The sequence below is a fragment of the Pontibacter virosus genome, assembly GCF_003096355.1.
GTDB classification, from domain to species: domain Bacteria; phylum Bacteroidota; class Bacteroidia; order Cytophagales; family Hymenobacteraceae; genus Pontibacter; species Pontibacter virosus.
In genome coordinates this window covers 70,798-78,539 of the sequence record NZ_QEKI01000020.1, presented here as the reverse complement: position 1 = coordinate 78,539, position 7,742 = coordinate 70,798, and the positions used below count along the sequence as shown (strand labels likewise).

At 51.3% G+C, this 7,742-nt stretch carries 5 protein-coding genes and 1 tRNA gene; 5 read left to right on the top strand and 1 reads right to left on the bottom strand.

Annotated features, from left to right (window positions below; genetic code table 11):
• Positions 1-202 precede the first annotated feature (202 nt).
• Both C8E01_RS20005 and C8E01_RS20000 read left to right on the top strand, forming a co-directional pair.
• On the top strand, positions 203-748 hold the full coding sequence (locus C8E01_RS20005) for a dihydrofolate reductase family protein (RefSeq protein WP_116545228.1): 546 nt from the start codon (positions 203-205) through the stop codon (positions 746-748).
• A gap of 135 nt (positions 749-883) precedes the next feature.
• Complete coding sequence (locus C8E01_RS20000) at positions 884-1,801, top strand: pseudouridine-5'-phosphate glycosidase (RefSeq protein WP_116545227.1); 918 nt, start codon at positions 884-886, stop codon at positions 1,799-1,801.
• 17 nt (positions 1,802-1,818) lie between these two features.
• Here C8E01_RS20000 and C8E01_RS19995 read toward each other — a convergent pair whose 3' ends face one another.
• Complete coding sequence (locus C8E01_RS19995; protein ID WP_116545226.1) at positions 1,819-2,877, bottom strand: acyltransferase family protein; 1,059 nt, start codon at positions 2,875-2,877, stop codon at positions 1,819-1,821.
• A 376-nt stretch (positions 2,878-3,253) separates the two neighbouring features.
• Here C8E01_RS19995 and C8E01_RS19990 point away from each other — a divergent pair, with 376 nt between their 5' ends.
• The 3 genes from C8E01_RS19990 (at position 3,254) to cphA (ending at position 7,418) form a co-directional block, all read left to right on the top strand.
• On the top strand, positions 3,254-3,616 hold the full coding sequence (locus tag C8E01_RS19990; protein WP_116545225.1) for a hypothetical protein: 363 nt from the start codon (positions 3,254-3,256) through the stop codon (positions 3,614-3,616).
• A 123-nt stretch (positions 3,617-3,739) separates the two neighbouring features.
• Positions 3,740-3,810 (top strand) — tRNA-Cys (locus C8E01_RS19985).
• A 977-nt stretch (positions 3,811-4,787) separates the two neighbouring features.
• Entirely contained in the window at positions 4,788-7,418 is a 2,631-nt protein-coding gene (gene cphA / locus C8E01_RS19980; RefSeq protein ID WP_116545224.1) for a cyanophycin synthetase, read from the top strand.
• Positions 7,419-7,742: the final 324 nt, after the last annotated feature.

Below are 7,742 nucleotides of genomic sequence, written 5' to 3'. Positions count from 1 at the left end.
CTGGATAAGGGTAGGCTCTTTTTTTTCATCTTAAATTAGAAGTTAAATGTGAATCCAAAAGATAGCCCTTATCCGCTGCTTTTTAAAACCAGCTACCGAAGGTTTAGTGCAACCCAGCACATAAGTCAAGCTTCGGCTACACCTCGCTCGCTTTATGTACAAGCCGTTACTACACCCAACATAGAGTAAGCTTCTTATTTGCATGCGAAAAGTAATCTTAGACCTGGCCGTAACCCTCGACGGATTCATTGAAGGACCGAATGGCGAAGTGGATTGGTGTATCCTGGATGATGACATGGACTTCCAAGGCTTTCTGTCAGGTATAGACACCATCCTCTATGGCCGGGTAAGCTACGAGATGTGGGGCAATTTCGCGCCGGATACCAACGCAAGCGAATCGGAGAGGGCTATTTGGGATGCTGTTCACTCTAAAGAGAAAATCGTTTTCTCCAGCCAGGAGCGGCCGGATAGTGGGGCCACCTTTATTACCTCCGGTATACCTGAAAAGATTGCCGAAATAAAACTGCAGCACGGCAAAGACATTTGGTTGTATGGCGGAGCAAAACTCATCACAACCTTCATCCAGCATCAGTTGATTGACATTTACCGGATTTCCGTGCACCCCACTGTACTAGGAGCGGGCAAACCGTTGTTTCAGGACCTGAGTGAGAGGATCAATCTCAATCTGATCGAGGTGAACAGGTTCAGGTCCGGAGTCGTTCAGCTGATTTACGAGCGTAAAGACTAGGCAACGAACCGTTAGAATGCCGTGCGTACCGTGTTTGCCAACATTTTGATCACCTGATCCGGTATAAGCTTAAAGGACTGCCCTAAGTTAATCTGTCAATTTTAAGAACCATAGCAAAAGAATCAGCTTAACCCCATGAACCCATACCTGGAAATTCACCCCGAAGTGCAGCAGGCCCTGGCCGAAGGAAAGCCGGTGGTGGCCCTCGAGTCTACCATCATCGCGCATGGCATGCCTTTTCCCCAGAACGTGCAGACGGCACTGGAGGTGGAGGCAGTAGTGCGGGAAACAGGAGCTATACCTGCCACGATCGCGATTCTGAACGGTAAATGCTGTGTGGGCCTCACACAGCAACAGATCGAGCACCTGGGTCAGGCCAAGGATGTCTGGAAAGTGAGTTTGGTCGATATGCCCTATGTCATCAGCCAGCAACTGGATGGCGCTACGACGGTGGCGGCTACCATGCGTATTGCCGCAATGGCAGGTGTACGGGTGTTCGTGACGGGCGGAATAGGAGGGGTGCATCGGGGCACTGAGACTACGATGGATATTTCGGCAGACCTGACAGAGATGGCGCAGACCTCCGTTGCGGTGGTGTCAGCAGGAGTCAAGTCGATCCTGGATATCGGGCTGACCCTGGAGTACCTCGAAACACAAGGTATACCGGTTGTTACCTTTGGACAGGATGCGTTTCCGAGCTTTTACTCCCGCCAAAGTGGCTTCATTTCCCCTCTGCGACTGGACTCTGCCCAGGAAATAGCCAGGCTCATGCGCACCAAGTGGGATTTAGGTCTGAACGGTGCCGTGCTGATCGCCAACCCTATACCTGAAAAGTTTGAAGTGCCGGCACCGGAAATGGAATGGTATATCACCCAGGCCCTGCATGCCGCCGCGCAGCAGCACATCAAAGGCAAAGCCGTGACGCCTTTTCTTTTAAAGTATATCGCGGAGCACAGCCACGGCGAAAGCCTCGATGCCAACATTGCCTTGATCAAGCACAATGCGCGGCTTGGAGCGGAGTTGGCCGTCGCCTATGCCCAGACCGGAGCCTAGCTTCAGACCTGCTATACCTATTTTGTAGGGACGGTTTCCGGCTTGGCAAAGCCACTGACAGGCACTTTCTTCTCTTGTGACAAAGCATGGCCCGAACGCTGTTTATACCAGGTTTTGAGGCGACTCACAGCGGGTTTCTCAATGTACTTTGTTATCAGCCAGGCTGCAGTGAGCGTAATGGCCAGCGGCGGCACAATCACCAGCAGGCTGTCGCCGAACAAGTGCCGGGTCTCGTTGATGATCACGTAGCCGATAAACTGATGGATCAGGTAGAGCGCATAGGAGATACTTCCCAGGAAGAGCAGCACCTTGTTCACCAGGAACTCCATTTTGCCCATTAGCCCCAGGTAGAAAACACCGAAGAAGGAAATCACAACCAAGGTATGCGGCAGTCCTTCCGGCAGGTATAAGGCTACAATGGCAGCAATACTGAATAGCAGATGCCCGAAGATGACGTTTTTCTTTTCAGGCTGCTTCATGAGCAGGTAGAAGAGGATGCCCGCATAGAAGAACACGCCATGGTACAGGTTGAGTATCGCACCAACAGGTCCGAGGCTAAAGCCATACTTATGCACCAGGCTTAACAACACCCATACGGGACCAACCCACAGAATGCGCTTCAGGTTATTGGTCATGAACAGGCCAAGCATCATCAGATAGAACATCCACTCCGAGAACAGCGACCAGTATACCCCATCCACGTCCGGCACGCGGGCCAGCTTCTGGAACATGGTCAGGTTCACGAGCATGTCGGTAAAGGTAGTCTCAAAACCCGGCAGCCCGAAAGACTGCACGACCACAAAAGTCGTGATCATACAGAACCAATAGGTTGGGTAAAGACGGATGCCACGGTTGAAGAGGAATTCGCCCCCGCTCTTGATCCTGTCGAAACTGAAGAAGATCACGAAGCCGGAGATCATGAAGAAAAGCTCCACCCCGAACAAGCCGTAGTCGAAATCGAAGGCAGGGGAGAAGCGGTGGCCGTACAGGCTGCGGTACACGGAAGTATAGTGGAAAAGGGCCACGGAGAGTGCGGCAATGCCTCTTAATGCATCAAGGAATAGAAGTCTGTTCATAAAGGTAAACGTTACGGGCTCTGAAGGTATAGGCAGGAGCCTTGGTTCTTCTGCACCGCTGACTGGCTGATACGGCCAGGATGTATAATGTGTTATTGTAAAGGATAACAGCCCAAACAGGCTTGGGTACGGCAGCCTGGCTGCAACTGTTACGGCTATGCCGGATGCGCATACCGGTTTTTCTGAATATACCCGGAAAAGAGGGATAAAGTTATGGCAGGCGAGAATAGTTTTTAAACAGTCGGAAATAACCGTATGTCGGAAGGATTTTGGTTTTGCGGCACCTTTTTGGTAGCTTGTCGGTTGTAACAAAAGCGCCCTGTTCTGCCAAAAGGATGGTAGCAACAGATGGTTGCATAATTTTCTAAATCATTGCATGAAAACTACCGTTAACGTACTGCTGGCCGCTGCCCTGATTGGTTTTAGCGCTTGCTCAGAAGACAATAAGACCACCAGCACAGCTGCCAGCCAGTCAAGCACTGCACCGACAAGCAATAACGCCGCTACAACTGCACCGGCGGGCAATGTAGCCCTGAATCCGGAGCACGGACAGCCAGGCCACCGCTGCGACATCGAAGTGGGCGCCCCGCTCGATCTGCCAGCACAGCCAAGACTCACTGCACCGCAGCCTACTTTCCAGCCGCAGGTTTCTGGTTCAGTGGCAGCCGGAACGAATCCGCCCCACGGCCAGCCGGGTCATGATTGCGCTGTGCCTGTAGGCGCTCCGCTGCCCAAATAATTTGACGCAATTCATCTAAAAATTAAGGGGCTTATACTTAGCGCTGTATCTGATGGCGCTTAAAAAATATAGCCTGATTGTTTGATAAGCATACATCTCTGCTTATATTTGCACTCCAATCAGGGTAACGTGGCCGAGTGGCTAGGCTCAGCTCTGCAAAAGCTGCTACAGCGGTTCGAATCCGCTCGTTACCTCTTCTTGATCGCCCGGTCGGTAAATCTGACCGGGCGATTTTTTTTCCCTATCACAATTCTAATCTTTATGTAGTGCTGTTGATGTGCCATGGCGCGAGCGTCCACGCTCGTGTCTATTATTGTGGGGCCTCTGGCCCAGGTATAGGTATAGGCACTTTGCTTTGTAGCAAATGCTGTTGTAGGAATAGCAACTATGTTGTTCTATAGCCTGCCCTGGCTGGGCGGGCCCTTCTTTTTTCTCCCGAATCAAGTTCGGGATCTTCGACTTGATAAAAAAGTAAATGGAACATCCCGAATACTTTCGGGGCAAAAAAATCAAGACGATTTTAAACTCGCTGACCGCTCGTGACAGGGGGACCCCTTCACCCCCAACACAAAATCTTCGTTTATGCACCTGGCAGAGGTGATTTGCTTCGTAGCTGGCGTGCAAGGATGTCTTGCTAAACCTGCCAGTGGTGCGTCACACTCAAGACAGGGCTTATACCTTTGAATTGGGCATTAGCAGACTCCCCTCCTTGGATAAGGAGGGGTAGGGGTGGTTGGACCCGGTATTTACAATAGAAATTACAGAACTTATACCTGGAAATTAAGCGACTACAAGAAATCCCCTCTTGAGAGGGGCAGGGGTGTGTTATAGTAACCGCCTGGCCTAACTTTGACCAAGATCCTTTCAGGATGACATGTGGGATAGCAGTAACCGAGAAGTCTCGCTTAGGGTTCGGGCCCCGACAATGAAAGGGGCGGGGACAACAACCCTTCCCAAAGCCCGCATCCATATTTCCCAACATCCCTAAACGCCCTTCCTATGCCTAAGTGATTATCTCTCAATCTTATCAATCCAATTGCACTAATTTTTTAAAAGGCGCTATATCCTTTGTCAGCTTAAAACGTATTGCAAGCAGGCAATTTTACGGTTGCTGTATCCTTCAACACCTACAACATATCTGACAGGCAATACAAGCTGCTTACCTATTCCCATGAAGATTACAGAATTGCGCATCATGCGCGGACCAAATTTCTGGTCTGTTGAGCATCCCAAAATTATCGTACTCAAGCTGGACCTGGAAGAACTGGCTGATACCCTTACCCACGAAGTACCTGGCTTTGCCTCCCGACTCAAACGTCTCTTTCCTGACATGTACGAACACCGCGCTGCCGTAGGCGTGGCTGGCGGCTTCTTTAAGTTGGTGGAAGAAGGTACTACTTTCGGACACGTGCTGCAGCACATCGCCCTGGAGTTGCAAACAATGGCAGGTATGGACTGCGGCTACGGACGCTGTTACATGGCCCACGAACAGGGTACGCATTTCGTCATCTTCTCGTACCAGGAAGAGCGCGCCGGCGAGTATGCCGCACACGCTGCCCTGCACATCACCCAATCCCTGATAAAAGGAGAAAAGTATAAACTCGACGAAGACATCGACCGGCTGCACCAGATCCGGGAAGACGAATACTTCGGGCCGAGTACTTACTCGATTGTGTCGGAGGCACAGAGCCGCGGTATACCTTACATCCGCCTCAACCGGCATTCGCTCATACAACTGGGTTATGGCGTGAACCAGAAACGCATACAGGCTACCATGACCTGTGGCACTGCCTGCTTTGCCGTAGAGATAGCCGGTGACAAGAACGCTACCAAGGAACTGCTCGACGAGGCCGGTATACCTGTTCCCAATGGCACCACTGTTTACAATCAGGATGAACTGAAGCGTGCTGTGGACCGACTGGGCTACCCACTGGTGCTCAAGCCGCTCGACGGCAACCACGGCAAAGGCGCCACCATCAACATTACCAACTGGAAAGATGCCCTGAAAGGACTGGCTGCTGCTAAGCAGTATGCAGAAGCCGTTATGGTGGAGCGCTATATTCAGGGCTTCGATTTCCGCCTGCTGGTCATCAACAAAAAGTTTGTGGCCGCTGCCAAGCGCACCCCGGCCATGGTAACAGGAGACGGCGTTTCCACGATCAAGCAATTGGTTGACCTGGCTAATAAAGACCCGAGAAGGGGCGTGGGGCACGAAAAAGCCCTGACCCGGATAAAAATTGACCAACACACCAAAAATATTTTAAAGGCCAAAGAGCTTACTACTCAATCGGTTCTGCCCGAGGGGGAGGTGCTATACCTAAAAAGTACGGCTAACATAAGTACTGGAGGCACGGCAACTGACGTTACTGACTTAGTGGATCCTTACAACATCCTGATGGCCGAGCGCATTGCCGGTCTGGTGGGGCTGGATATCTGCGGCATCGACGTGATGACAACCGACATTGCCATTCCGCTTAACGAAGCGGGGGGTGCGGTACTAGAGGTGAATGCAGCGCCTGGTTTCAGGATGCACATTTCACCGACTTTCGGACTGCCGCGCAACGTAGCCGAACCGGTCATTGACATGCTGTTCCCGCATACCAAGCCGGCCCGCATCCCGATTGTGGCGGTTACGGGCACCAACGGGAAGACGACTACCACGCGCCTGATCGCGCACATGGTCAAGAGCAAAGGCTATCAGGTAGGGTATACGACCACTGAGGGCATCTACATACAGGACAAGCTGCTCGAAAAAGGCGATACAACAGGGGCTTACAGTGCACAATTTGTGCTCAAAGACCCGACCGTAAACTTTGCGGTGCTGGAGTGCGCCCGTGGCGGTTTGCTGCGCTCTGGGCTGGGCTTCGACCAGTGTGACATTGGTATTGTGACCAACGTGAGCTCTGACCACCTGGGGCTTAGAGACATCCATACCCTGGAGGACCTGGCCAACGTGAAGTCGGTGATCCCGAAGAGCGTGAGTAAGGACGGGTACGCCATCCTGAACGCCGATGATGACCTGGTTTACGCCATGGCGGATGAGCTGAAGTGTAAAGTCGCCTTCTTCAGTATGGACGAGAACAACCCGCGCATCCTGAAGCACATTGCCAAAGGCGGACTGGCTGCAGTTTTTGAAAACGGGTACATTTCGATCTTCAAGAACAGTTATAAGATCCGCATCGACCGGGTGGGGGACGTGCCGCTGACTTTCGGGGGAAAAGCGAAATTTAACATAGAGAATATACTGGCTGCCGCGTTGGCTGGCTATGTATCGCACTTTGACATAGAAGACATTAAGCGTGCCATTCGCACCTTTATACCTTCGCCGGATAAAACGCCGGGTCGCATGAACCTGTTCCAGTTCCCGAATTTCGAGGTGCTGGTGGACTATGCCCACAATGTGGGCGGCCTAAAGGCCATAGGCGGCTTTATGGAAGACCTGGACGTGTCGCGCAAGGTTGGCATCATTGCCGGCGTTGGCGACCGTAGAACGCAGGATTTCTACGAGATCGGGCGTGTGGCGGGGGAGATCTTTGACGAGATCATCATTCGCCTCGACAACGACCTGCGCGGAAAGACAGCCGAAGAGATCACCTTGCCGATGCTGCAAGGTATAGAGGACGTGGCGCCGCACAAACAAGTGAAGGTGATACCGGAAGAAATGCGTGCCATTGCCTATGCACTGGAAAATGCTGAGCCGGAATCTTTCGTGGCGATTTTCACAGAAGACGTGCACGAGTCGGTGAAGATGGTGGAGAGCTTTAAAGTAATACAGCACCGCAGCAGTATGCTGGTGGAATAAAGATTTCTTGTTGATTAAATTCTAATGCCTGCATTAGAGAATTTCATGTGAACGATGGACTAAAACCCTTTCCTCAGGATAGGGTTTTTTTTATGGCCATACGACCGAATTGTTGATGGTTAAATTGTTGAAGGTTGGATTGTTTGAGCGTTGTATTATACCTGAGAACTGTGGTCTAATGGCCCTTACTATACCTGGTTTAAGAAGCAAATAAGTGAACGTAGAATAAGCAACATGCCTATACTATACCTTATGGAGGTATAGTATAGCACAAAAAAAGCCCCGGCCAAACGGACGGGGCTTTCAGACTTTAGGTCTTAAGTG